The organism is Streptomyces cadmiisoli (genome assembly GCF_003261055.1).
Taxonomy (GTDB): domain Bacteria; phylum Actinomycetota; class Actinomycetes; order Streptomycetales; family Streptomycetaceae; genus Streptomyces; species Streptomyces cadmiisoli.
This window is the reverse complement of sequence record NZ_CP030073.1, coordinates 1,681,389-1,704,746: the sequence shown is the minus strand read 5'-3', so window position 1 is coordinate 1,704,746 and position 23,358 is coordinate 1,681,389. Positions and strand designations below refer to the sequence as shown.

General features: G+C 72.4%; 20 protein-coding genes. 12 read left to right on the top strand and 8 right to left on the bottom strand.

Annotated elements, in window-relative coordinates; all coding sequences use genetic code 11:
- The first annotated feature begins 6 nt into the window (after window positions 1–6).
- Window positions 7–3,027 (top strand): alpha-mannosidase, encoded by a 3,021-nt coding sequence (locus DN051_RS07000; protein WP_112438254.1) that lies wholly within the window; start codon window positions 7–9, stop codon window positions 3,025–3,027.
- Window positions 3,028–3,052: 25 nt separating this feature from the next.
- Here DN051_RS07000 and DN051_RS06995 read toward each other — a convergent pair whose 3' ends face one another.
- On the bottom strand, window positions 3,053–3,766 hold the full coding sequence (locus tag DN051_RS06995) for a FadR/GntR family transcriptional regulator (protein WP_053762576.1): 714 nt from the start codon (window positions 3,764–3,766) through the stop codon (window positions 3,053–3,055).
- A gap of 162 nt (window positions 3,767–3,928) precedes the next feature.
- Between DN051_RS06995 and DN051_RS06990 the strand changes: the two genes are divergently transcribed.
- From DN051_RS06990 to DN051_RS06955, 8 genes are read left to right on the top strand one after another with little or no spacing between them, the layout of a single operon-like run.
- A complete protein-coding gene (locus DN051_RS06990) occupies window positions 3,929–5,005 on the top strand; it encodes a sugar ABC transporter substrate-binding protein (RefSeq protein WP_053762577.1) in 1,077 nt (358 codons plus the stop codon).
- Window positions 5,002–6,510 carry a sugar ABC transporter ATP-binding protein gene (locus tag DN051_RS06985; protein ID WP_112438253.1) on the top strand — a complete coding sequence of 503 codons (1,509 nt, stop codon included), beginning with the start codon at window positions 5,002–5,004 and terminating at the stop codon, window positions 6,508–6,510. Before DN051_RS06990 ends, DN051_RS06985 begins: the two co-directional genes overlap by 4 nt.
- Entirely contained in the window at window positions 6,503–7,531 is a 1,029-nt protein-coding gene (locus tag DN051_RS06980) for an ABC transporter permease (protein ID WP_112438252.1), read from the top strand. Before DN051_RS06985 ends, DN051_RS06980 begins: the two co-directional genes overlap by 8 nt.
- A 37-nt stretch (window positions 7,532–7,568) precedes the next feature.
- The gene (locus DN051_RS06975; RefSeq protein ID WP_079001696.1) at window positions 7,569–8,966 is read left to right on the top strand and encodes an L-fuconate dehydratase; all 1,398 of its coding nucleotides are present in this window, start codon (window positions 7,569–7,571) and stop codon (window positions 8,964–8,966) included.
- Complete coding sequence (locus DN051_RS06970) at window positions 8,963–9,730, top strand: SDR family NAD(P)-dependent oxidoreductase (protein ID WP_053762580.1); 768 nt, start codon at window positions 8,963–8,965, stop codon at window positions 9,728–9,730. Before DN051_RS06975 ends, DN051_RS06970 begins: the two co-directional genes overlap by 4 nt.
- Window positions 9,727–10,722, top strand: a complete 996-nt coding sequence (locus tag DN051_RS06965; RefSeq protein ID WP_112438251.1) for an aldo/keto reductase — start codon at window positions 9,727–9,729, stop codon at window positions 10,720–10,722. Before DN051_RS06970 ends, DN051_RS06965 begins: the two co-directional genes overlap by 4 nt.
- The gene (locus DN051_RS06960) at window positions 10,719–11,033 is read left to right on the top strand and encodes an L-rhamnose mutarotase (RefSeq protein WP_053762582.1); all 315 of its coding nucleotides are present in this window, start codon (window positions 10,719–10,721) and stop codon (window positions 11,031–11,033) included. Before DN051_RS06965 ends, DN051_RS06960 begins: the two co-directional genes overlap by 4 nt.
- Window positions 11,030–11,869, top strand: coding sequence for an amidohydrolase family protein (locus DN051_RS06955; protein WP_112438250.1), 840 nt, complete (start codon window positions 11,030–11,032; stop codon window positions 11,867–11,869). The genes DN051_RS06960 and DN051_RS06955 overlap by 4 nt, the downstream gene beginning before the upstream one ends.
- Here DN051_RS06955 and DN051_RS06950 read toward each other — a convergent pair.
- Window positions 11,857–13,278, bottom strand: coding sequence for a lipase maturation factor family protein (locus tag DN051_RS06950; protein ID WP_112438249.1), 1,422 nt, complete (start codon window positions 13,276–13,278; stop codon window positions 11,857–11,859). The genes DN051_RS06955 and DN051_RS06950 overlap by 13 nt on opposite strands.
- Before the next feature lie 346 nt (window positions 13,279–13,624).
- On the opposite strand from DN051_RS06950, the gene DN051_RS06945 reads away from it, so the two are divergent.
- Together DN051_RS06945 and DN051_RS06940 are read left to right on the top strand one after the other, a co-directional pair.
- A complete protein-coding gene (locus DN051_RS06945; RefSeq protein WP_053762585.1) occupies window positions 13,625–15,691 on the top strand; it encodes a SpoIIE family protein phosphatase in 2,067 nt (688 codons plus the stop codon).
- A gap of 31 nt (window positions 15,692–15,722) precedes the next feature.
- A complete protein-coding gene (locus tag DN051_RS06940) occupies window positions 15,723–16,586 on the top strand; it encodes an Fpg/Nei family DNA glycosylase (protein ID WP_112438248.1) in 864 nt (287 codons plus the stop codon).
- 15 nt (window positions 16,587–16,601) lie between these two features.
- On the opposite strand, the gene DN051_RS06935 is transcribed toward DN051_RS06940, so the two are convergent.
- From DN051_RS06935 to DN051_RS06920, 4 genes are all read right to left on the bottom strand, one after another.
- Window positions 16,602–17,783: a PP2C family protein-serine/threonine phosphatase gene (locus DN051_RS06935; RefSeq protein ID WP_112438247.1), complete on the bottom strand. Its 1,182-nt coding sequence runs from the start codon at window positions 17,781–17,783 to the stop codon at window positions 16,602–16,604.
- Window positions 17,784–17,951: 168 nt separating this feature from the next.
- Entirely contained in the window at window positions 17,952–18,602 is a 651-nt protein-coding gene (locus DN051_RS06930; protein ID WP_053762588.1) for a zf-HC2 domain-containing protein, read from the bottom strand.
- A 151-nt stretch (window positions 18,603–18,753) separates the two neighbouring features.
- On the bottom strand, window positions 18,754–19,269 hold the full coding sequence (locus DN051_RS06925) for a hypothetical protein (RefSeq protein ID WP_112438246.1): 516 nt from the start codon (window positions 19,267–19,269) through the stop codon (window positions 18,754–18,756).
- A 135-nt stretch (window positions 19,270–19,404) separates the two neighbouring features.
- Window positions 19,405–19,950 (bottom strand): sigma-70 family RNA polymerase sigma factor, encoded by a 546-nt coding sequence (locus tag DN051_RS06920; protein ID WP_112442115.1) that lies wholly within the window; start codon window positions 19,948–19,950, stop codon window positions 19,405–19,407.
- Window positions 19,951–20,158: 208 nt separating this feature from the next.
- On the opposite strand from DN051_RS06920, the gene DN051_RS06915 reads away from it, so the two are divergent.
- The gene (locus tag DN051_RS06915; RefSeq protein ID WP_246040939.1) at window positions 20,159–21,331 is read left to right on the top strand and encodes a CapA family protein; all 1,173 of its coding nucleotides are present in this window, start codon (window positions 20,159–20,161) and stop codon (window positions 21,329–21,331) included.
- Between the two features lie 17 nt (window positions 21,332–21,348).
- On the opposite strand, the gene DN051_RS06910 is transcribed toward DN051_RS06915, so the two are convergent.
- Window positions 21,349–22,761, bottom strand: a complete 1,413-nt coding sequence (locus DN051_RS06910) for an amino acid permease (protein WP_053762591.1) — start codon at window positions 22,759–22,761, stop codon at window positions 21,349–21,351.
- An 86-nt stretch (window positions 22,762–22,847) separates the two neighbouring features.
- The gene (locus DN051_RS06905) at window positions 22,848–23,306 is read right to left on the bottom strand and encodes a universal stress protein (protein ID WP_420709223.1); all 459 of its coding nucleotides are present in this window, start codon (window positions 23,304–23,306) and stop codon (window positions 22,848–22,850) included.
- Between the last annotated feature and the right edge of the window lie 52 nt (window positions 23,307–23,358).

The following is a 23,358-nucleotide window of genomic DNA, read 5'->3' as shown; positions in this document are numbered from 1 at the left end:
CCCCACATGCATGACGACCGCAGCCTGGTCGAGGCCCGCCTGAGGCGTGTCCTCGACGAACGCATCCGACCCGCCGTGTATCCCGAGTCCGTGCCTCTGGAGGTGGCCGTGTGGCACGCCCCGGACGAGCCGGTACCGGTCGCCGAAGGGCTCGCGGCCGAGCCCGAGCCGATCGAGGTGGGCGCCCGGTGGGGTGCTCCCTGGGGCACCAGCTGGTTCCGGGTCACCGGAACCGTTCCCGAGGCGTGGGCCGGCCGCACCGTCGAGGCGGTCCTGGACCTCGGCTTCGACGAGAACATGCCCGGCTTCCAGTGCGAGGGCCTGGTCTACCGGCCCGACGGCACGCCGGTGAAGGGCCTCAACCCGCGCAACCAGTGGGTGCGCGTCGGCGCGCCCGTCGAGGGCGGTGAGGAGGTGCGCCTGCACATCGAGGCCGCCTCCAACCCCGTCATCCTCGACTACCGCCCCTTCCGGCCCACCCGGCTCGGCGACAAGGAGACCGCCGGCAGCGAGCCGCAGTACACGCTCACCCGGATGGACCTCGCCGTCCTGGACGAGACCGTCTGGCAGCTGGTGATCGACCTGGAGGTGCTCGGCGAGCTGATGGCCGAGCTGCCGCCGGAGTCGGCGCGCCGGTGGGACATCCTGCGCGCGGTGGAACGGGCCCTCGACGCCCTGGACCTCCAGGACGTGGGCGGCACCGCGGCCGAGGCCCGGTCCCGGCTGACCGACGTCCTCGCCGCGCCCGCCGCGCCGTCCGCGCACCGCATCAGCGCCGTCGGACACGCGCACATCGACTCGGCGTGGCTGTGGCCGCTGCGCGAGACCGTCCGCAAGGTGGCCCGTACCACCTCGAACATGACCGCCCTGCTGGAGGACGAGCCCGACTTCGTGTTCGCCATGTCGCAGGCCCAGCAGTGGGCCTGGGTCAAGGAGCACCGGCCCGAGGTGTGGGCCCGGGTCAAGAAGGCCGTGGCCGACGGCCGGTTCGTGCCGGCCGGCGGCATGTGGGTCGAGTCGGACACCAACATGCCCGGCTCGGAGGCGATGGCCCGGCAGTTCGTGCACGGCAAGCGGTTCTTCCTCGACGAGTTCGGCATCGAGAACGACGAGGCATGGCTGCCCGACACCTTCGGCTTCGCCGCCGGGCTGCCGCAGATCATCAAGGCGGCCGGCAGCAAGTACCTGCTGACGCAGAAGATCTCCTGGTCCCGCACCAACAAGTTCCCCCACCACACCTTCTGGTGGGAGGGCATCGACGGCACCCGGATCTTCACCCACTTCCCGCCGGTCGACACCTACAACTGCTCCATGAAGGGCAGCGAGATCGCCCACGCGGCGCGGAACTTCAAGGACAAGGGCGTCGCCCGCCGCTCCCTGGCGCCCACCGGCTGGGGCGACGGAGGCGGCGGCACCACCCGCGAGATGGTCGCCAAGGCGGCCCGGCTGCGCGACCTGGAAGGGTCGGCGACGGTGACCTGGGAGTCACCCGCCGACTTCTTCGCCAAGGCCGCGGCCGAGTACCCCGCCCCGCCGGTCTGGGTCGGCGAGCTCTACCTCGAACTCCACCGGGCCACCCTCACCAGTCAGGCCAAGACCAAGCAGGGCAACCGGCGCAGCGAACACCTGCTGCGCGAGGCGGAGCTCTGGGCGGCCACGGCCGCGGTCCGCGCCGGATTCGCCTACCCCTACGAGGAACTGGACCGGATCTGGAAGACGGTGCTGCTGCACCAGTTCCACGACATCCTGCCCGGCTCGTCCATCGCGTGGGTGCACCGGGAGGCCCGCCGGACGTACGAGCGGGTCGCCGAGGAGCTGAACGCGATCATCGACGCGGCCCAGCGGGCCCTGGCCGGCGAGGGCACGACGCCCCTGGTCTTCAACGCCGCGCCGCACACCCGGGCCGGCGTCCCCGCGGGCGGCGCGGCCACCGCCGAGACCGCGGGCGGGACCGTGCTCACCTCCCTCGCGGACGGCGGGCACGTCCTGGACAACGGGCTTCTGCGGATCGAGATCGACGCCCGCGGTCTGGTCGTCTCGGCCTTCGACGTCGAGGCAGGCCGCGAGACGGTCGCGCCGGGCCGCGCGGCGAACCTCCTCCAGCTCCACCCCGACTTCCCGAACATGTGGGACGCCTGGGACGTCGACGAGTTCTACCGCAACACGGTGACCGATCTGACCGGCGCCGACGAGGTCGCCGCCGGCGCGGACGGCGTGTCCGTGCGCATCGTGCGCACCTTCGGCGCCTCGCGCGTGACCCAGGAGCTGTCGCTCCCGCCGGGCGAGCGGCGGCTGGTCCTGGACACGGCGGTGGACTGGCACGAGACGGAGAAGTTCCTCAAGCTCGCCTTCCCGCTCGACGTGCACGCCGAACGGTACGCGTCCGAGACGCAGTTCGGGCACTTCCACCGCCCCACCCACACCAACACCTCGTGGGAGGCCGCCAAGTTCGAGGCCTGCAACCACCGCTTCGTCCACCTGGCGGAGCCGGGCTGGGGCGTGGCGGTCGTCAACGACTCGACCTACGGCCACGACGTGACCCGCACGGTGCGCACCGACGGCGACCACGGCACGACGACCACGGTCCGGGTGTCCCTGCTGCGCGCCCCGCGCTTCCCCGACCCCGAGACCGACCAGGGTGTCCACCGCTTCCGGCACGCCCTGGTGCCGGGCGCGGACATCGGTGACGCGGTCCGCGAGGGCTGGCGGCTGAACCTGCCGGAACGGCGGGCCACCGGTGCGGGGGAGGTCGCGCCGCTGGTCACGGTCGATCAGGACGCGGTCGTGGTCACCGCCGTGAAGCTGGCGGACGACGGCAGCGGCGATGTCGTCGTCCGCTTCCACGAGGCGCACGGCGGCCGGGCCCGCGCCACGCTCACGGTGGGCTTCGAGACGACCGGGGTCACGGTGACCGACCTGCTGGAGCGCCCGCTGCCGGGGACGGCCGCGCCCGAGCTCGACGGCAACCGGATCGCCGTACGGCTGCGGCCCTTCGAGCTGACGACCCTGCGGCTGAAGCGCGCCTGAGCGGCACCGCGGTACCGGGACCGGCTCAGCGCGTGAGCCGGTCCCGCAGCCACTCCTCCACCTCTCCCACGTGCGCGGCGGCGGCCGCCCGTGCCGCCTCGGGGTCCCGGGCGACCAGCGCGCGATGGATGGCGGCGTGCTCGCGGCGGGTCCGGGCGAACGCGCCCTCCTCCTGGTAGCCGCGCCAGACCCGGGCACGGAAGGTGCGCGAGGACAGGCCCTCCAGGATCGCGGCCATCGTCTCGTTGCCGGCCGCCGCCGCGATCTCGCGGTGGAAGGCCAGGTCGTGGGCGAGGATCTCGTCGGGGTCGTCGGTGGCGTTCATCGCCGCCAGATGGGTCTCCACCGCGGCCAGCCGCTCCGGTGTGATCCGGGCGGCGGCCAGCGCGGTCGCCGTCGACTCCAGGATCCGGCGGACCTCCAGCAGCTCCACCAGGCGGGGTCCGCGGGACAGATCGGCCACCACGCCGAAGGTCTCCAGCAGGTCGCCGGCCTGGAGCTGGGTGACGTAGATGCCCGAGCCGTGCCGGGCCTCCAGGACGCCCATCACCGTCAGCGCGCGGATCGCCTCCCGCATCGAGCTGCGGGAGATGCCGAGCTGGGCCGCCAGGTCCCGTTCGGTGGGCAGCCGTCCGCCGGGCTCCAGCAGGCCCTCGGCGATCATCGCCTTGATCTGCTCGATGGCGCGCTGCGTCACCGTGCCCTTCTGCGGTGCCGCACCCGTCCCGGTTTCGTTCACGCCAGTTCTCCCGTCGCCGTGCGCGGAAGTCTAACCAGCCATGTGGTCCGACCACTACGGCCGAATGTCGCAGAATTTCGGCTCCCGAGGGTGTTGTGGGCGCGAAGTGGTCTGATAAATATGCGGGCAACTGCTCGATCGCGCTCGATGAGGAGCTGGCAGATGGCCCACGGAACAGTGCGCAACGGACGGCGGTACGGGCGAGGGACCCCGCGCGCGGCGGCTGCGGCCGTCTGCGCCGCCCTCGTCCTGACGGCATGCGGCAGCACCAAGGACACCGGCGCCACCACCGCCGGGGGCGACGGCACCGGCAAGGTGGGGGTGATCCTGCCGCTGCTCACCTCGCCGTTCTGGCAGTCCTACAACGACTACGTGCCGAAGATGGCCGACTCCGAGGGCGTCGACGCCCTGAAGACGGTCAACTCCAACAGCGACCCCTCGCAGCAGATCACCGACATCAACAACCAGCTCAACCAGGGCGTGCGCGGTCTTGTCGTGGCACCGCTGGACAGCGCCGCGATCGAGGCCGGACTCGACCAGGCCGAGCGCAAGGGGGTCCCGGTCGTCGCGGTGGACGTGGCGCCCGACCAGGGCAAGGTCGCGATGGTGGTCCGCGCGAACAACGTGGCGTACGGCGAGAAGGCCTGCCAGTACCTCGGTGAGCACATCACCTCCGGCAAGGTCGTGCAGATCATGGGCGACCTCGCCTCGGTCAACGGCCGCGAGCGCTCGGAGGCGTTCCGCACCTGCGTGAAGGAGAACTTCCCGAAGCTGAAGGTGCTGGAGATCCCGGCCAAGTGGGAGTCCGACACGGCCGCCGCCAAGCTGGACACACTGCTCAACGCCAACCCCGACATCAAGGGCATCTACATGCAGGCGGGCGGCGTCTACCTCGCGCCCACCCTCCAGACCCTCAAGGCCAAGGGCATGCTGAAGAAGGCCGGCCAGGACGGCCACATCACGATCGTCTCCAACGACGGCATCCCGCAGGAGTACGACGCCATCCGCAAGGGCGAGATCGACGCCACCGTCTCCCAGCCGGCCGACCTGTACGCGAAGTACGGCATGTACTACATCAAGGCGGCCATGGAGGGGAAGAAGTTCGAGCCCGGGCCGACCGACCACGGCTCCGAGATCGTCCGGCTGCCCAGCGGAAACCTGGAGGACCAGCTGCCCGCGCCGCTGGTGACCAAGGACAACGTCGACGACCCCGAGCTGTGGGGCAACACGGTCGGATGAGCACCCCGTCGAACATCCCACTCGTCCAGGCACGGGGGATCGTCAAGCGCTACGGTCCCACCGTCGCCCTCCAGGACGGCCGGCTCACGGTCCGGCCCGGCGAGTCCCACGCGCTCGTCGGCCGCAACGGCGCGGGGAAGTCCACCCTGGTCGCCGTGCTCACCGGACTCCAGGCGGCCGACGAGGGCACCGTCGTCTTCGACGGTGCCCCCGCACCCCCGCTGTCCGACCGCGACGCGTGGCGCCGCAAGGTGGCCTGCGTCTACCAGAAGCCGACCGTCGTGCCCGAGCTGACGGTCGCCGAGAACCTGTTCATCAACCGCCAGCCCCAGGGCCGCGGCGGCCTGATCAGCTGGCGCAGGCTCCGGACCGAGGCCGCCGAACTCCTCGCCACCTGGGACGTGCGCGTCGACCCCGAGGCCCGCACCGCGGACCTCAGGGTCGAGGACCGCCAGATGGTGGAGATCGCCCGGGCGCTCAGCTTCGGCGCCCGGTTCATCATCCTCGACGAGCCCACCGCCCAGCTCGACAACCGGGAGATCGAGCGGCTGTTCACCCGCATGCGGGCGCTCCAGGACTCCGGCGTCACCTTCCTGTTCATCTCGCACCACCTCCAGGAGGTCTACGAGGTCTGCCAGGCCGTGACCGTGCTGCGCGACGCCCGCTGGATCACCACCGCCCCCGTCGCCGAACTCCCGCGCCAGGCCCTGGTGGAGGCGATGGCCGGGGAGACGGTCGCCGAGACGCGCGGGCGCGCCCGCGCCGAGGTGCCCGCGGACGCCCCCGTGGTGCTCCGCGCGCAAGGGCTGAGCTCACCGGCGTACGAGAACGTCGACCTCACCGTGCGCCGGGGCGAGGTCGTCGGACTCGCCGGGATCAGCGGCAGCGGCAAGACGGAACTGGCCGAGACGTTCGCCGGACTGCACACCCCGACCGCGGGCAGCGCCCGACTGGACGGCGTGGAGCTGCCGTTCGGCGACGTACGGGCCGCTCTGTCGGCGGGCGTCGGCTGCGTCCCGCGGGACCGGCACGACCAGGGCCTGATCGCCGGCATGACCGTCGGCGACAACGCCACCCTGAGCGTCCTGGACCGGCTCGGCCGGTACGGCTTCGTCGGCACCGACCGCCGGCGCCGGGTCGCCGGCGAGCTGATCGACCGCCTCGACATCCACACCGAGGGCGCCGACCAGCCGGTGTCCGACCTGTCCGGGGGGAACGCGCAGAAGGTCGTCATGGCCCGCGCGCTCGCCTCCGACCCGCGCCTGCTGGTGCTCATCAACCCCACCGCCGGTGTCGACGTGAAGTCCAAGGAGTCGCTGCTCGCCCGGATGGACAGTGCCCGCGAGGACGGCACCGCCGTGCTCGTCGTCTCCGACGAACTCGACGACCTGCGCCGCTGCGACCGCGTCCTGGTCCTCTTCCACGGCAGGGTCGTCGCCGAGCACCCGGCCGGCTGGCACGACCACGAGCTGATCGCCTCCATCGAAGGAGTGGACCATGGCTGACACCAAGGCCGCCCCGGCGGCGGCGCCCCCGCGCACCGCCGCCGCGGGCCAGGCCAGGACGGTGCTGCTCCGCCGAGCCCGCGAACTGGCCCTGCTGCCCGCGCTGGTGCTGCTCATGGTGCTCGGCGCGGTGGTGAACGACTCGTTCCTCACCGAACGCAACCTGATCTCCATCCTGGGCGCGTCCGCCGCCCTCGCCATGGTGGTGCTCGCCGAGTCGCTGGTCCTGATCACCGGCAAGTTCGATCTGTCGCTGGAGTCGGTCGTCGGCATCGCGCCCGCCGTCGGAGCGCTGCTCGTGCTGCCGGTCGCCCAGTCCGGCTGGGGCACCGAGCTGTCCGCCGCGCCGGCGCTGCTCGCCGTCCTCCTGGTGGGGGCGGCGGTCGGTGCCTTCAACGGCGTCCTGGTGGTGAAGTTCCGGCTCAACGCGTTCATCGTGACGCTCGCGATGCTGATCGTGCTGCGCGGACTGCTGGTCGGCGCCACCAAGGGCAAGACCCTGTTCGGCATGCCCGACGCGTTCTACGCGCTGGCCACGACCACGTTCCTGACCGTCCCGTTGTCGGTGTGGGTGGCCGCCGGTGCCTTCGCCGCCGTCGGACTGGTGCTGAGGTACCACCGCGTCGGCCGCGCCCTGTACGCCATCGGCGGCAACGCGGACGCGGCCCGCGCGGCCGGCATCCGGGTGGAGCGGGTCATGCTCGGCGTGTTCGTCGTCGCCGGCACCCTCGCCGCCGTCGGCGGAATCATGCAGACCGGGTACGTCGGCGCGATCAGCGCCAACCAGGGCAACAACATGATCTTCACCGTGTTCGCGGCCGCGGTGATCGGCGGCATCAGCCTCGACGGCGGCCGGGGCACCATGTTCGGCGCGCTCACCGGCGTACTCCTGCTCGGAGTCGTGCAGAACCTGCTCACCCTCGCCCAGGTGCCGTCCTTCTGGATCCAGGCCATCTACGGCGGAATCATCCTGGTCGCCCTCATGATCGCCCGGGTCACCACGGGCCGCGCCCAGGACTGAACCGCCGGATCCCCCGTCACCTACGGAAAGGCCCTACGTGTCCCCGTCTCCCGCGTCTCCCGCCCGCGTCACCGCGGTCGAGACCCACGACATCCGCTTCCCCACCTCGCGCGAGCTCGACGGCTCCGACGCGATGAACCCGGACCCCGACTACTCGGCGGCGTACGTCGTGCTGCGCACCGACGCCGAGGACGGGCACGAGGGGCACGGGTTCACCTTCACCATCGGGCGGGGCAACGAGGTCCAGGTCGCCGCGATCGAGGCGCTGCGCGGGCATGTGGTCGGGCTGTCCGTCGACGAGCTGTGCGCCGACCCGGGCACCTTGAACCGCGCCCTGGTCGGCGACAGCCAGTTGCGCTGGCTCGGGCCGGAGAAGGGGGTGATGCACATGGCGATCGGGGCGGTCCTCAACGCCGTGTGGGACCTCGCCGCCAAGCGCGCGCACAAGCCGCTGTGGCGGCTGCTCGCCGACGCCGACCCCGAGTGGCTGGTGCGCCAGATCGACTTCCGGTACATCACCGACGCCCTGACGCCGGGTGAGGCGCTGTCCCTCCTGAGCCGGGGACGGCAGGGCGCCGACGAGCGGCGCGCCCGGCTCCTGGAACGGGGCTACCCCGCCTACACCACGTCCGCCGGCTGGCTCGGCTACGACGACGCCAAGCTGTCCCGGCTCGCCGCCCGGGCGGTCGCCGACGGATTCCGGCAGATCAAGCTCAAGGTCGGCGCGGACCTCGCCGACGACATCCGCCGCTGCCGGGTCGCCCGCGGCGTCGTCGGACCGGGCATCCGGCTGGCGATCGACGCCAACCAGCGCTGGGACGTCGAGGAGGCGATCCGCTGGACCAAGGCCCTCGCCGAGTTCGACCCGTACTGGATCGAGGAGCCCACCAGCCCCGACGACGTCCTCGGCCACGCGGCGATCCGCCGCGCCGTCGCCCCGGTCAGGGTCGCCACCGGCGAGCACGCCCACAACCGGATCGTCTTCAAGCAACTCCTGCAGGCCGGCGCGATCGACGTCCTCCAGCTCGACGCGGCCCGCGTCGGCGGAGTCAACGAGAACCTCGCCATCCTGCTGCTGGCCGCGAAGTTCGGCGTCCCGGTCTGCCCGCACGCGGGCGGGGTGGGCCTGTGCGAACTCGTCCAGCACCTGTCGATGTTCGACTACGTGGCCGTCTCCGGCACCACCGACGACCGGGTCATCGAGTACGTCGACCATCTGCACGAGCACTTCCTCGATCCGGTCGTGATCCGCGAGGGCCACTACGCGGCACCCACCCGGCCGGGCTTCTCCGCCGCGATGCGCCCCGAGTCCATCGCGCGGTACACGTTTCCCGGCGGCACCTTCTGGGCCGCGGACCTCGACGACACGCTCCACGGGAACCCCGAGAACAAGGACGACAAGCTCCACGAGAACAAGAAGGGGCACGCGGCATGAACGACTTCGACGGCATGAGGGCCCTGGTGACGGGCGGCGCCTCCGGCATCGGCAGGGCCACCGCGGAACTGCTGGCCGGACGGGGCGCCCGGGTCGCCGTCCTCGACCTGGACCCCTCGACGGTCGACAAGCCCCTGCTGGCCTACGCCGCCGACGTGACCGACGACGCCTCGGTGCGCGAGGCGATCGCCGCCGCGGTCACCGACCTCGGCGGACAGGGCGTGCTCGACGTCCTGGTCAACAACGCCGGCATCGGCGCCCAGGGCACCGTCGAGGACAACGACGACGCCGAATGGCATCGCGTCCTGGACGTCAACGTCGTCGGCATGGTCCGCTGCACCCGGGCCGCCCTGCCCCACCTGCGGGCCTCGTCCCGCGCCGCGATCGTGAACACCTGCTCCATCGCCGCCACCGCGGGACTGCCGCAACGCGCCCTGTACAGCGCCTCCAAGGGCGCCGTCCAGTCCCTCACCCTGGCCATGGCCGCCGACCACGTCCGCGAGGGCATCCGGGTCAACTGCGTCAATCCCGGCACCGTCGACACCCCGTGGATCGCCCGTCTCCTCGACGCCGCCGACGACCCGGCGGCCGAACGCGCCGCGCTCCGGGCCCGCCAGCCCACCGGCCGCCTGGTCACGCCGGCCGAGGTCGCCGGCGCCATCGCCCATCTGGCCAGTCCGCTGTCCGGCGCCACCACCGGCACCGTCCTCGCCGTCGACGGCGGCATGCACGGGCTGCGGCTGCGTCCGGCGGCACGGCCGTGAACACCCTCGGCCGCAGCGGCGTCGAGGTCGGCCCCCTCGCCTTCGGCGGCGGCGGGATCGGCAACCTCTACACGGCGGTCACCGACGAGCAGGCGCACGAGGCGGTCGCCGCCGCCCGGCGCCGGGGCATCCGCTACTTCGACACCGCCCCGCACTACGGCCTCGGCCTGTCCGAACGCCGCCTCGGCGAAGCCCTGAGGCAGTACCCGCGGTCCGGGACGACGATCTCCACCAAGGTCGGCCGCCGCCTGGAACCGGCCGACGGCATCGGCGACGACCTGGCGAACGGCTTCGCCGTGCCGGCCACCCACCGCAGGGTGTGGGACTTCACCGCCGACGGCATCCGCCGCACCCTGGAGGCGAGCCTGGAACGGCTCGGCGTCGACCGCGTGGACGTCGTCTATCTGCACGACCCCGACGACCACGCCGAGCAGGCCTTCCGCGAGGGCTACCCGGCGCTGGAGGAACTGCGCGCGCAGGGCGTGGTCGGCGCGATCGGGGCCGGCATGAACCAGACCGCCCTGCTGACCCGATTCGTCGAGGACACCGACGTCGACGTGGTGCTGTGCGCCGGCCGCTACACCCTGCTCGACCAGAGCGCGCTCACCGAACTGCTGCCCGCCGCGCGGCGCCGCGGGACCTCGGTCGTCATCGGCGGCGCCTTCAACTCCGGCCTCCTCGCCGACCCGAGACCCGGCTCCACCTACAACTACGCCGCCGCGCCGCCCGAATTGCTCGGCCGCGCGCTGCGCCTGAAATCCGTGGCCGAGGGACACGGCACGACCCTGCGGGCCGCCGCCCTGGCCTTCTGCGCCGCCCACCCCGCCGTGGCGAGCGTCCTGGTCGGGGCGCGCTCGGCCGCCGAGGTGGACGACTGCGCCGAGCAGTTCCACCGGCCGCCCCCGCCCTCCTTCTGGCGGGAGCTGCGCGAGACGGGCCTGCTGCCGCCCGAGGCCCCGGTGCCCGCCGACCGGACCGAGGAGCCGTCATGAGAGTCGCGCTGCACACCAGGGTCCGCGCGGACCGCGTCGCCGCCTACGAGGCCGCCCACCGCGAGGTCCCCGAGGAACTCACACAGGCCGTCCGGGCCGCCGGGGCCACCTCCTGGACGATCTGGCGCAGCGGGAACGAGCTGTTCCATGTCGTGGAGTGCGCCGACTACGCCCGGCTCCTGGCCGCCCTGGAGGAACTGCCCGTCAACGTCGCCTGGCAGGCACGGATGGCCGAACTGCTCGACGTGGTGCACGACTACTCCGGCGGGGGCGCCGACGCGGCCCTGCCCGTCGTCTGGGAGCTGCCGTGACCGTGGACGCCCACCACCACGTCTGGGACCTGTCGGTACGGGACCAGGACTGGATCACCGGCCCCGCGCTCCGGCCGCTGCGCCGCGACTTCACCCTCACCGACCTCGCACCCGAGGCGGCGGCGGCCGGAGTCGACCGCACCGTGCTCGTGCAGACGGTCACGGTCCCCGAGGAGACACCCGAGTTCCTCGCCCTCGCCGCCGCGCACGACCTGGTCGCCGGAGTCGTCGGCTGGACGGACCTGACCCGCCCCGACATCGCCGACGAACTGGCGCGGCTGCGCGAACTCCCCGGCGGCCGGTACCTCAAGGGCGTCCGTCACCAGGTGCAGGGCGAGCCCGACCCGCGGTGGCTGCTGCGGCCCGACGTGCACCGCGGGCTGGCCGCCGTCGCCGCCGCGGGGCTGGTGTACGACCTGGTCGTGCGGCCCCACCAACTGCCCGCGTGCGTGGAGGCCGTCGCCGCGCACCCCGGACTCACCTTCGTCCTGGACCACCTCGGCAAGCCCGGCATCGCCTCCGGCGAGCGGGAGCCGTGGGCCACCGGAGTCCGCGCGCTGGCCGCCCTGCCCAACACCGTCTGCAAACTGTCGGGCCTGGTCACCGAGGCGGACCCGGCGGCCTGGACCGTCGACGACCTGCGCCCCTACGGCGAGGTCGCCCTGGACGCCTTCGGCCCGCGCCGGCTGATGTTCGGCTCCGACTGGCCGGTGTGCGTCCTGGCCGCGTCCTACCGCGAAGTCATCGACGCAGCGGGCGAGTTGACCGCCGGTCTCGGGGAGGCGGAACGCGCGGAGGTCTTCGAGGGCACCGCCGCACGTGTCTACGACCTCTGAGCCGCCGCGGCCAGCCGGGTCGGCGGCAGGTACTCCCGCACGTACGTCCGCTGCCAGCACGCCCCCGTCTCGCGCAGCTCGCGCCAGGTCGTGAAGCGGTAGCGGAACAGTCGGGCGCGGACGTAGCGCGGCGGTGCGTCGGGCGGGAAGGGCGAGCGGCGCAGCAGCCGCAGGGTGTCCCGGTCGTTCTCCAGCAGCCGCTCCACCAGCGCCCCGAACCACGAGCCGGCGTACCCGGGCGACAGCGCCGCGAACCACATCATCCAGTCCAGCCGCAGATGGTACGGCGCGAACTGGCGCGGCCAGTGCCGAGGATCCCCGGGTTTGCCCCGGAACTCGTACTCACGCCAGTCCGAGTCCTCGTGCGGCACGTCGTCGGCGGTGCCCTCGATCACCACCTCGTAGCGCACCCGGCTCACGCTGCCGAACGCGCCGTAGGTGTTCACCAGGTGCAGCGGGTCGAAGGAGCGGTTCATGACCTGGCCGCGGGAGAGCATGTTGCGCACCGGGTGGTAGCTGAGGAGAGCGATCAGCGCGGTGATCGCGAGGACCACGGCCACGTACCAGAGCGGCGCTTCCGGCGTCCGCGGCGGGGCGGCCGGGAACCGCACCGCGGACAGGGCCAGCACGATCGTGATCCAGTTCAGCCAGGAGAAGTTGCCCGACAGGACGAGCCACAGCTGCGTCACGATCATCAGGGCGGCGGCGGCCGAGGCCACCGGCTGCGGGGTGAACAGCAGGACGGGCACCACCAGTTGCGTGACGTGGTTGGCGGCGACCTCCACCCGGTGCAACGGGCGGGGCAGACGGTGGAAGAACCAGCTCAGCGGGCCCGGCATGGGCTGGGTCTCGTGGTGGTAGTCCAGGCACGTCAGCTTCCGCCAGCACGCGTCGCCGCGCAGTTTGATCAGACCGGCGCCGAACTCGACGCGGAACAGCACCCACCGCATCAGGAACAGCACCACGACGGGCGGCGCCACCTCGTCGTTGCCGAGGAACACGGCGAGGAAGCCCACCTCCAGCAGCAGCGACTCCCAGCCGAACCCGTACCAGGTCTGGCCGACGTTGACGATCGACAGGTACAGCGCCCACGGCAGGAGCCACAGCAGCATGCCGCCCCACAGCGGCAGCAGCGAGTCCAGGCCCGCCAGCAGCGCGGCCGACACCGCGCAGCCCGACCAGGCGCACAGCGCGAAGAAGCGGTCGGAGTAGTGGAGTTGGAACAGGCTCGGCGCCCGCTTGAACGGCACCTGCGCCACGAACCGCGGTACGGGCAGCATCCCTCGCGCGCCGATCAGCGCCCGGAACTGGAGCGCCGCCGTCAGAAACGCGAACAGGTACACGGCGGCCAGGGACCGCTGGACGACCAGTCGGCTCAGCCAGTAGTCGGGTGCGGTGAACCACTCCACGGGCGTGCGCTCCTCTCCTCCCATTGTGCTGCCGGCGCCGTCGCCACCGGCCGTGCCGTCACTCTGCGTCTCCCTCCGCCCGGTTTGCGTGACCCAGCAGAGTGAAGCAGACAATGGTGTCGAAAATCTTGGACGAGCCGGGAGAAACTGGTGCGCGAACCGACCGGAACCTTCGCCGTGGCCCGCGCGCGACCGTGTCCCGCCGCGGCCTCCGCACCCGCCTCGCGGCCCGTCACCCGAACGCCCGAGACGCCCCGACGGGACCCCGACGACCTCCCCGGCCCGGCCGATGTCCCCGAGATCTGATCCGGTCGAAGAATCGGTTGAACCCTGGCAAGGTGGGCCCATGGCTGATCGGGGAGCGAGCGCCCTGTCACTCCCGGACGACTGGCCCGCCCACCCGGACCCGATCCTGGCGCTCAACCAGATGGGCAGCTTCGACTGGGACCTGGACACGGGTCTGTTCCACATGGACGCCCAGGCCCACGAGGTCTTCGACGTGCGCCCCGACGAATACGACGGCGACCCCGAGTCCCTGTCGGTCCGGGTCCCGCCCGCCGAGGCCCGCCGCCTCGACACCCTGGTCGCCCAGGCCATCAAGGACGGCAGCGAGAACTACGGCGCGTACTTTCGGGTCCGCCGCCGCGACGGCACACAGCGCTGGACCCACACCCAGGGCTACATCCGGCGCGACGAGACGGGACGGCCGCGCCGGATCATCGGCATCGTCCGGGACGCCACCCAGGAGCTGAGCGAGTTCGCCGAGCGCCGCGAACAGGTGGACGCCGACCGCGACCAGACCAGCGTCGTGCAGATCACCACGGCCGCCCTCGCGCACGCCCGTACCGTCCAGGACGTCATCGACGTGCTCAAGGACACCCACGGCGTCAGCCACCTCGGCGCGACCAGCCTGGTCATGGGGCTGGTCGAGGCGGGACGCATCCGGCTGGTCGCCGAGGGCCCCGAGGGCAGCTTCGTGCCCGGCACCCTGGTCACCCGTATCGACGAGCCGTACCCGATGAGCGAGGTCGTGCGCACCCTGAGCCCCCGCTTCATCGAGTCGCCCGAGGAGTTCGCCGACGGCTACCCCATCCTCTGGCCGCACATCACCGACCTCGACATCACCTCGGCCGCCTATCTGCCGCTGATCGTGCAGGCCCGCCCCATCGGGGCCATGGGCCTGCTCTACAACGACCGCCGCGGCTTCGCCCCCGAGGAACGCAACATCCTCGTCGCACTCGGCTCCAGCATCGCCCAGAGCCTGCAACGGGCGATGTTCTACGAACAGGAGAAGGACCTGGCGAGCGGCCTCCAGCAGGCCATGCTGCCGCGCACCATCCCCAGCGTGCCCGGCGCCGACGTCGCCGTCCGCTACCGGTCCGCCTCCCTCGGCCGCGACATCGGCGGCGACTGGTACGACCTGATCCCGCTGCCCGGCGGCCGGGTCGGCGCCGTCATCGGCGACGTCCAGGGCCACGACACGCACGCCGCCGCCGTCATGGGCCAGCTGCGCATCGTGCTGCGCGCCTACGCCGCCGAGGGGCACACCCCGGCCACCGTGATGGCCCGCGCCTCCGTCTTCCTCCACGAACTGGACACCGACCGCTTCGCCACCTGCCTCTACGCGGAGGCCGACCTGGCCACCGGAGTGGTCCAGGTCGTCCGCGCCGGGCACATCGACCCCCTGGTACGGGCCACCGACGGCAGCTGCCGCCGCGTCCCGGTCGGCGGTGGCCTGCCCCTCGGCCTGTCCGCCGAGTTCGGGCGTCTCGACTACCCCGTCGGGACCATAGAACTCGACCCCGGCCACACGCTGCTGCTCTGCACGGACGGCCTCGTAGAACAGCCCGGCGCCGACCTCGACGACGGTATGCAGACCCTCGCCGGGCTGGTCGCCGCCGGACCCCGGGACGTGTGGCAGCTCGCCGACGAGCTGATCGAGGTGGCCGAGGAGCGCGGCGGCGAGGACGACGTGGCGCTGCTCCTGCTGCGCCGCCGCGGCCTGGAGACCCCGCAGACCGGGGGCCGCCTCCAGCAGCACGTCGCCCCGGGCGACCCCGAGGCCCTCATCGCGGCCCGGCACATGATCCGTGCCGCGGTCCGGGCCTGGAGCGCCGCCGACCGGTCGGACGAGGTGGAACTGGTCGCCGACGAACTGATCACCAACGCCCTGATGCACACCGAGGGCGCGGCGATCGTCACCCTGCGGGTGCTGTCCGGCACCGACCGCCGTCTGCGTGTCGAGGTCGAGGACTCCTCCAGCGCCCTGCCGCGCCGCCGGGACGCGGGGGAGTCCGGGGTCTCCGGGCGCGGGCTGCTTCTGGTCGAGCTGCTCACCGACGTGTGGGGTGTGGAGGCCCGGGGCGGGGGCAAGTGCGTGTGGTGCGAGTTCGTGGTGCCGGAACGGTCCTGAGACCGTCGGCGCCGGATGGCACCCTGGACGTATGCCCGAACTGCCCGAGGTGGAAGCGCTCAAGGACTTCCTGACCGACAACCTGGTCGGCCACGAGATCGTGCGGGTCCTGCCGGTCGCGATCAGCGTGCTCAAGACCTACGACCCGCCGCCGTCCGCCATCGAGGGGCACGAGGTCGCCGCGGTGCACCGCCACGGCAAGTTCCTCGACATCGCGACGGACGGCGGCCCGCACTTCGTGACCCATCTGGCCCGCGCGGGCTGGCTCCAGTGGAAGGACCGCCTCCCCGACGGCCCGCCCCGCCCCGGCAAGGGCCCGCTCGCGCTGCGCGTGGCGCTGGAGACCGGCGCGGGCTTCGACCTGACGGAGGCCGGCACCCAGAAGCGGCTCGCGGTGTACCTCGTGGCGGATCCGCAGCAGGTGCCCGGCGTGGCCCGGCTCGGCCCGGATCCGCTCGCCGAGGACTTCGACGAGGCGCGCCTGGCCGCACTGCTCCGGGGCGAGCGCCGGCAGCTCAAGGGCGCCCTGCGCGACCAGAGCCTGATCGCCGGCGTGGGCAACGCCTACAGCGACGAGGTCCTGCACGCCGCGAAGATGTCCCCGTTCAAGCTCGCCGCCTCCCTCACGCCCGAGGAGACCGCACGGCTGTACGAGGCGCTGCGCACGACGCTCACGGACGCCGTCGAGCGCTCCCGGGGCCTGGCCGCCGGACGTCTGAAGGCCGAGAAGAAGAGCGGGCTGCGGGTCCACGGCCGCGCCGGCGAGGCCTGCCCCGTGTGCGGTGACACCATCCGCGAGGTCTCCTTCAGCGACTCCTCGCTCCAGTACTGCCCGACCTGCCAGACCGGCGGCAAGCCGCTCGCGGACCGCAGGATGTCCCGGCTTTTGAAGTGACGGTCCGTGCGGACGTCACCCGCCCGGCGGCCACCACTCGAACATCAGGATCGTCGCGTCGTCCCGCAGCCGGCCCGGCTGGGCGTCCAGGATCGAGTGGATCAGCCGCCGCAGCGTCTCCGGGGCCAGTTCGCCCGTGACGGAGGCCCGGATGACCTCGTCCGTGAACCGTTCAAGACCGAACAGCGCGCCCTCCCGGGTGCGCGCCTCGGTGACCCCGTCGGTGTAGAGCAGCACCCGGTCGCCGGGCCGCAGGCCGGTCTCGTGCAACTGCCGCGTCCGCCCGGCGAGCATGGACGGCAGCCCCATCGGCGGGTCGGCCTCCCGCTCCATCGCGTCGGCGAGCAGCCGCTGGTCCCGGATGAGCAGCGGAGCCGGGTGACCGCAGTTGGTCCAGCGCAGGACACCGCTCGCCAGGTCCAGTTGGGCGAGCACCCCGGTGCAGAACTGGTCCGGGAGCCAGCGGGCCAGCGCCTCGTCCACGCTCTTGACCAGCTCGGGCAGATCGGCCCCGGCACGGCGGGCGTTGCGGCACGCGGCCAGCGACACCGCGGTGGTCAGGCCCGAGGGCAGATCGTGGCCCATGGCGTCGAAGACCGCCGTGTGCAGGGTGGTCTCGGTCAGCGAGTGGTCGAAGGCGTCGCCGCCGAGGTCGTAGGCGGGCTCCAGCACGGCGGTGGAGACGACGTGCGCGGTGCCGATGGTGCGGGGCGGCAGGAAGGCGCGGAGCATCTCGGCGGGCAGTTGCATGCGCTCGGTGCGGGTCAGCCGTACGAACGAGTCCTGGTACGCCCGCCTGGAGGTGATCATCATGGCCAGCAGCGCGGCGAGGGTCCGGCCGCGGCGCAGCGAGGCCGGGGTGAGCGCGGGGGAGTGCACCGCGAGCACACCGAGCCGCTCCGCGCCGTCCACCAGGGGCAGCCAGGCCGTCATGCCGCCGGTACCGGACTCCTCCACCCGCAGCGACTGGGTGCGGTAGGTGCTGCCGGCGAGCGAGTCGTCCACCGACAGGGTGCACGCCACGTCGGTCAGCGGGATCAGCTGGCGCTGCTGGAGATCGGCGAGGTAGACGACCGAGTGCTGAAGTCCGAGGGCCTCGGTGCAGCGGGCCACCGCGGTGGCCAGGTCCAGCGTCACGTTCTCCGGATCGGCGAGGAAGCCCTCCAGTCCACCCTCGCCGGTCTCTCCCGTCGTCACCTCTTCTCCCCTCGTCGGACCGCCGACGCGGGCGGGGCGCGTCGTGCCAGCAGTCTCACACCGGGCCGGAGGGCCTGCCCGGCGACCGGAAGGGCGGGGTGTGCGGGAGGGCGGGCCGCCGGGGCCGTACGGGTGAACGGTCGCGCGCGGCCGGGGCGGACGCGGGTGCTACCGCGGGTCGAGCGTCACCAGGCGCTTCCCGCCCGTCGTACGCACCTCGTAGCGCTCGATCTGGTCCGGGTGCAGGGCCGCCGCGCCCTGCATGGTGTTCGGACGGGCGTCGAGCCGGGGCACGGTCCAGCTGGTCACCGTCTCCTCGGAACCGTCGCGGCCGACGGCGACCAGCCGGCAGACCCGGGGACCCGCCGCGTCCTTGACCTCCAGCACCACCTGGCTGCCCCAGGCCTCGTCCTCGCTGGTGACCTGCGCCCACACCCCGGTGCGCTCGTCGGTGGCCGAGACGCGCACGGACCGGTCGCCGTCGTCGGTGACGATCGCGATGCCGGGTCCGGCGACGGCGCACAGCACCGCGGCGGCCACCGCGACGAGCATCCGCCGGCGTCCGGCCCGGCGCCGCTGCGCCACCTCGCCGAGCAGCCGGTCCAGCAGTCGCGGACCGGGCCCGGCCACGGGGTGCACCGCGCGCGGTGTGGCCCGCCGGTAGAGCATCAACTGCCGTGCGGTCGGGCCGAATTCGGTGACCTGCACGGAGCAGCTGGGGCACTCCATGAGGTGGTCCTCGAAACGGAAGGCGTCCGCCTCGTTCAGCACGCCGAGCGCGTACGCGCCGACGTCGCGATGCCTCTCCAGGGACCTCATGGCGAATCCTCGTGTCGGTGGGTGCGGATGGGGTTACTCCTTGCTCCCACCGGTACGCACCGAGCCGCCGAATCACTCAAGACCTCAACCGAATCGCAACCAAGGAGTTCGGAGCGGCCCGGCGCGAGGATTGGTCGGATTCCGGGAAATCTCAGAAGAGGTGGATGGCGAGGTGCCCGAGCGGCAGTCCCAGCTGCCACGCGGGCGTCCAGACCTTGGGCCCGTCGTCCTCGCCCACCGGCGGGCCGCCGCCCGGCACCGCGTTCAGATCGGGGGCGAGCAGCTCGGTCTCCTGGAGCCAGCGCCACGCCGCCCGGGCCAGCTCCAGGTCCGGCGCGGGGCCGCCGGCCCGGCCCGCCTCGGCGGCCAGCTCGGCGATGCGCTCGCGGACCCAGTGCTGCCACGGCTGGTCGTAGGCGGTGAGCGACAGCCAGGTCTCCAGCTGGGAGACGACACGGATGCCGGAGAGCTCGCCCTCGGTGTCGGACAGGAAGATGGTCAGTGCCAGGGCGTCCCGCCCGGCTCGGAACTCGAAGGACGTCGGCGGCATGAGATCGCCGGTCCGCAGCAGTTCGTCGGCGATGTACTCGGCGTACAACCAGGCCATGGGGACGTTCAGTTCTCCGCCGCCGGTCCCCTCCGTACTCTGATGACCTCTGTGCTGCATCCCTTCCTGCCTTCCTCCGGTGCGTGCGTGTCGCCCGACCCCGGGCCCCAGTCCGGAACACGGATGAGGACAGCCGATTACTCAACCGGGGTCCTCAGCAAGGCGCTTTACGGAGGCTTGACTCAACGATCGGTTTCATCGCAGGTCGGCGGCGTAACCCGGAAGAACCCTGCGCAGGGCGCGCAGCGCGTAGTACGCGCGGGATTTCACCGTACCGGGCGGGATGCCGAGGGCCTGCGCCGCTTCCGCCACGCTGGCCCCCTGGAAGTACACGAGCACCAGGACTTCACGATGCTCGGGAGTGAGTGTCTTCACAGCCTCGCGCACATCGACGGTGGCCGCCGACCGCTCGGCGTGGTCGGCGCAGACCCGGGCGTTCTCCAGGATCGCGTCGCCGACCTCCGGCGGACGGGCCTGCCGGGCGCGCCGCGCGTCGATCGCGAGCCGCCGGCCCACGGTCAGCAGCCAGGGGCGCACGGACTCGAAGGCGTCGGTGCGCAGCGCCTCGGGGTGCTGCCAGGCGCGTACCAGCGTTTCCTGGACGAGGTCCTCGGCGCGTTGCCGGTCGCCGTCGCACAGCCTGAGCAGCAGCGCGAACAGCGGTCGGCCGTGCTCGCGCTGGAGTGCGGCGAGCTCGTGCTCGGCGGTCGTCCCGTCGGTGATGGTGGTTCCGGCCGTCATGGCCGTATGGCACCGCAGGGTGCCGGGTCCGGACAGTGGGCGCACACGGTGGTGCGGCGGACGGTCGAACGCGTCGACGAACGGTACGACGAACGGTCCGATACCTCCGGTCGTGCGCACCGGACGGGTTAATGGGGGCCCTGGGGCTGTTTGCCGGTCCGGGTAGCTTCATACCTATTTGTGTGTAAGTACGACCACTCTGGGGTGAATGATGATCGTACGCATCGCACGCAGACGTCAGATGGCGCTGGCCGTGACGGCGCTCCTCGCCGCGGCCGCGGCCTGCCAGGCGCGGATCGGGGAGCCGCCGGCCCGTTCCGGCCATCCGGGCCCGGCCGCTCCCCGCGCCTTCACCCTGGTGGCGTCCGGCGGCGTCCTGCCGCACCCGTCCGTCGTCGACCGGGCGCGCTTCGACGCGGGCGGCGCCGGAGGACTCGACTTCCGGCCCCTGTTCGCGGGCGCGCTGCCGGTCGTCTCCCGAGCGGACCTGGCGCTCTGTCACCTGGAGCCGGGGTACGACGCCGACGGCGCCGGCACCGGCGGTCCGCCGACCAGGACGCCGCCGGAACTCGCCCAGGCGCTCGCCGCGGTCGGCTACGACGGCTGCTCCGTAGCCTCCGAGGACGGCCTGGCCGCGGGCGCCGACGGCGTCCGGCACATCCTGGACGCCCTGGACCGGGCCGGGATCCGGCATGCCGGCGCGGCCCGCAGCGAGGGCGAGGCGCGCACGGTCACGATCATGCCCGCGGGCCCCGCGATGGTCGCCCATCTCGCCTACACCCAGGACAGCGGCGGCCCGGCGCTCCCGGCCGGGCAGTCCTGGGCGGTCGGCCTGATCGACGAGGGCCGGATCGTCGCCGACGCCCGGGCCGCCCGGCAGGCGGGCGCCGACGTGGTCGTCGTCTCGCTGCACTGGGGTACCGCGGGGCAGGACGAACCGGACGCGCGGCAGCTGGCCCTCGCGGACGCCCTCACTGCCGCCTCCAGCCACGGCCGCCCCGACATCGACCTGATCGTCGGCGGCCACGCCCATGTCCCGCAGGCCTACGAGAAGGTCAACGGCACCTGGGTGATCTACGGCACGGGCGACCAGGTCACCGGCCAGCCCGCCGACCGGCGCGGCGCCGTGGACCCGCGCGGCAACCAGTCCACCATCGGCCGCTTCACCTTCGCCCCGCCCACCCGCCCGGGCGGGCGCTGGGAGGTGACGACGGCCGAGTTCATCCCGCAGATGTACGACATGGACGCCGGCCGGGTGGTCGACCTCGACACGGCACTGGCCCGGGGCGCCGACGTGGCCGGTGTGCGCGAACGCATCCAGCAGGTGGTGCTCGGCCGGGGCGCGGCCGAGGACGGCCTGGTGATGGGGACCGGTCGCTAGCCGGGCCCCGGTGGCGTCTAACGGCCCGCCAGCGCCGACTTCCGGTACGAGTAACCGAAGTAGATGACGAGCCCGATCGCCAACCACACGGCGAACCGCGCCCAGGTCTGCCAGTGGAGGAACGTGATCAGCCAGATCGAGAAGACGATCCCCAGCGCCGGCACGAACGGCATCCACGGCGTACGGAAGGAGCGCGGCAGCTCCGGCTGCCGGTAGCGCAGCACGATGACCGCCACGCACACCACCACGAACGCCAGCAGGATCCCGATGTTGGTGAGCTCGGCCGCCTCACCGATCGGCAGGAACCCGGCGATCGCGGCCGAGGCCGCCCCGACGATCCAGGTCACCCTGGTCGGCACATGGCGCGTGGGGTGCGTCTTGGCGAACCACGTCGGCAGCAGCCCGTCCCGCGACATGCTGTACCAGACCCGGGTCACCCCCAGCATGAAGGTGAACATGACGGTCAGGATGCCGATGATCGCGCCCACCGCGATCACGTCCGCCAGCCCGCTCAGGCCCACCGACTTGAACGCGGTGGAGAAGCCGCTCTCCTGGTCGATCTCCCGGTAGTTCTGCATACCCGTCAGCACCATGCAGGCGGCCACGTAGAGGACCATCGAGATCGCCAGCGAGTACAGGATCGCCTTCGGCATGTGCCGCTGCGCGTCCTTCGACTCCTCGGCCGCCGTCGACATCGCGTCGTAGCCGAACACGGCGAAGAACACCGTCGCGGCACCCGTGAACGCGCCGCCGACGCCGTAGGGGAAGAACGGGTCGTAGTTCGCGGTGTCGATGTGGAACACGCCCACCACGATGACCAGCAGCACCACCAGCACCTTCAGGACCACGACCACCGTCTCGAAGCGGGCCGCGTTGCGCATGCCGAGGTTCAGCAGATACGCGATGAGCAGGCACAGCACCGCCGCGAAGAGGTCGATCCGGTGCCCCGCGCCGGTGCCGGGCGCGCCCAGCATCCAACTCGGCAGATCGGCGCCCAGTTCGCCGATCAGGAAGCCGAAGTACCCCGAGATGCCGATCGCGACCACCGCCACGATCGCCGTGTACTCGAGCAGCAGGTCCCAGCCGATGAACCAGCCCGCCAACTCGCCGAGCACCGCGTACCCGTACGTGTAGGCGGAACCCGCCTTGGGGATCAGGCCGGCGAACTCGGCGTACGACAGCGCCGCCGCCGCGCTCGCCACCCCGGCGATGAGGAACGAGACGACCACCGCCGGCCCCGCCGTGCCGTTGGCCACCGTGCCGGCGAGCGTGAAGATCCCTGCGCCGATGATGCCGCCGACCCCGATCGCGGTGAGCTGCCACAGTCCGAGGGTCCGGTCGAGACGGGGGCCCTCGCCGACCTCCGTCTCCTCGATGTGCTCGATGGGTTTGCGGCGGAGAACCCCTTCCCCCGCGCGGAGCCGGGCCATGCGTCTCACCTCTTCGCGATCGGCAAACGGCTGACGGCGGATCATGATGACTCAGCCGCGCTCGCGAAGGAAGACGCCACGCATGGCTACGGCACCACGGTCACCGGCCAGCGGCCCACCTTCACCAGCCGCACCGCCACGGAGCCCACGATGCGATGACCGGCCTGTTCGGAGGCGCCCACGACGACCGCGTCCGCCTTCAGCTCGTCCGCCGCCTTCACCAGACCGTTGTAGGGATCGCCGTGGAAGGTGCGGAACTCCCAGCGCAGCTCGAATATCCCCTTCAGCCGCTCGGTCGCCTCGCGGATCTCCGCCACCAGCTCGTCGGCGATCTCGCGGGTGGTCGCCGCGACCGGCGCCCCGAACGCCGCACCCGCCGCCATCACCGGCTGGACGTACACGACGGCGAGCAGCGCGTTCTGCCTGCGGGCCAGGCCGGCCGCGTAGGCAACGGCCCGCATCGAGCTGTCGGAGCCGTCCGCGCCGACCAGGATGACCTTGGGACCGTCCGTGCCGCGCTCGAACCGTTGCGGGTGCTTTTCCATCACATCTCCCGAGGCTATCGGAACCTCCGCTTCCGGGCGTCGGGCGGGCACC

Excerpts from the sequence above, each read along its gene's own strand:
- DN051_RS06940 (WP_112438248.1), top strand. The coding sequence starts at position 15,723 with ATGCCCGAACTGCCCGAGGTGGAAGCGCTCAAGGACTTCCTGACCGAC.
- DN051_RS06970 (WP_053762580.1), top strand. The coding sequence starts at position 8,963 with ATGAACGACTTCGACGGCATGAGGGCCCTGGTGACGGGCGGCGCCTCC.
- DN051_RS06960 (WP_053762582.1), top strand. The coding sequence starts at position 10,719 with ATGAGAGTCGCGCTGCACACCAGGGTCCGCGCGGACCGCGTCGCCGCC.
- DN051_RS06985 (WP_112438253.1), top strand. The coding sequence starts at position 5,002 with ATGAGCACCCCGTCGAACATCCCACTCGTCCAGGCACGGGGGATCGTC.
- DN051_RS06920 (WP_112442115.1), bottom strand. The coding sequence starts at position 19,950 with ATGACGGCCGGAACCACCATCACCGACGGGACGACCGCCGAGCACGAG.
- DN051_RS06915 (WP_246040939.1), top strand. The coding sequence starts at position 20,159 with ATGATGATCGTACGCATCGCACGCAGACGTCAGATGGCGCTGGCCGTG.
- DN051_RS06910 (WP_053762591.1), bottom strand. The coding sequence starts at position 22,761 with ATGGCCCGGCTCCGCGCGGGGGAAGGGGTTCTCCGCCGCAAACCCATC.
- DN051_RS06905 (WP_420709223.1), bottom strand. The coding sequence starts at position 23,306 with ATGGAAAAGCACCCGCAACGGTTCGAGCGCGGCACGGACGGTCCCAAG.
- DN051_RS06925 (WP_112438246.1), bottom strand. The coding sequence starts at position 19,269 with ATGCAGCACAGAGGTCATCAGAGTACGGAGGGGACCGGCGGCGGAGAA.
- DN051_RS07000 (WP_112438254.1), top strand. The coding sequence starts at position 7 with ATGCATGACGACCGCAGCCTGGTCGAGGCCCGCCTGAGGCGTGTCCTC.
- DN051_RS06990 (WP_053762577.1), top strand. The coding sequence starts at position 3,929 with ATGGCCCACGGAACAGTGCGCAACGGACGGCGGTACGGGCGAGGGACC.
- DN051_RS06945 (WP_053762585.1), top strand. The coding sequence starts at position 13,625 with ATGGCTGATCGGGGAGCGAGCGCCCTGTCACTCCCGGACGACTGGCCC.
- DN051_RS06930 (WP_053762588.1), bottom strand. The coding sequence starts at position 18,602 with ATGAGGTCCCTGGAGAGGCATCGCGACGTCGGCGCGTACGCGCTCGGC.
- DN051_RS06980 (WP_112438252.1), top strand. The coding sequence starts at position 6,503 with ATGGCTGACACCAAGGCCGCCCCGGCGGCGGCGCCCCCGCGCACCGCC.